This window comes from Peribacillus sp. NPDC056705, assembly GCF_043656335.1.
This window is the reverse complement of the sequence record NZ_JBHTYI010000244.1, coordinates 1-1,159: the sequence shown is the minus strand read 5'-3', so window position 1 is coordinate 1,159 and position 1,159 is coordinate 1. Positions and strand designations below refer to the sequence as shown.

The window sequence follows — 1,159 nt, the reverse complement described above, 5'->3', positions numbered from 1 at the left end:
AGCATGCACTGCGGTTTGCAGACGAGTACGGACTGGAGATACTGGATCAGCATGCGCAAGAGCAGCACGCAAACGCGAGTGAGTCTAAGCCATACGCTACAAGCGACGTCGGGATTGCCGAAGTTATGCTCACGCCGTCGTCACGCTTGATTGATCAGCTTGTTAAGCACTCCGGCTTCCGGGAAAAATACAGAGTGAATATTCTCGGAATTCAGCGCAAGGAGCAGTATCTACTCCATAACCTGAAGGAGGAGCGAATGCGATTTGGCGACGCCTTGCTCGTGCAAGGGACGTGGAAGGACATTGCGCTGCTCGCATCCGAGCAGACGGATGTCGTCGTGGTGGGTCAGCCAGCGGAGGAATCGCGCAAGGTAACGATGGACCAGAAGGCACCGATCGCTGCAGGAATTATGCTGCTCATGGTTATTCTCCTTATTACGGAATGGATTCCGGCTGTCGCCTCCGTAATGATCGCCGCGGTGCTGATGGTCGTGCTGGGCTGCGTGCGTAATATGGAAGAAGCGTACAAAACCATCAATTGGGAGAGCATCGTGCTGATCGGCGGTATGATCCCGATGTCGATCGCAATAGAAAAGACAGGGGCGGCCACATTGATCTCGGATATGCTGGTCCATTCCTTAGGCAGCTACGGATCGATTGCACTGCTTGCAGGTGTTTATTTCACTACCTCACTGTTGACATTGTTCATCAGCAATACCGCTTGTGCGGTTTTGTTTGCTCCGATCGCCATGTCTGCCGCTGTGCAGATGGGAGCCAGTCCGTATCCGTTCCTGTTTGCCGTATCGATCGCAGCGAGCATGTGCTTCGCTTCGCCGTTCTCAACTCCGCCGAACGCACTCGTGATGTCGGCTGGACGGTATAAGTTTAGTCATTACGTCAAGGTGGGGCTACCGTTGCAACTGATCATCGGTATCGTGATGATGGCGGTGCTGCCGTTGTTTTTCCCTTTCTAAGCAGAAGGGGATGCCGCAGCAAAAGCATGTATACTCCCGATCATGTCCGACAGGACGTGGTCGGGAGTATTTACGTTTGCAGGACTTCGGTAAGAGTGGCAGTTATAGCGCCGAAAGTGGGGCACCAGATTCAAAGGGGCGGCAAGTCCCTCAGAGGGACTTGTAGGCGAGCAAAGCACCGAAAG

At 53.8% G+C, this 1,159-nt stretch carries 1 protein-coding gene; it reads left to right on the top strand.

The window, feature by feature from the left end; all coding sequences use genetic code 11:
• A partial coding sequence (locus ACFRAK_RS29350) for an SLC13 family permease (protein ID WP_394573245.1) occupies window positions 1-974 on the top strand: 974 nt, incomplete at its 5' end.
• Window positions 975-1,159 lie beyond the last annotated feature (185 nt).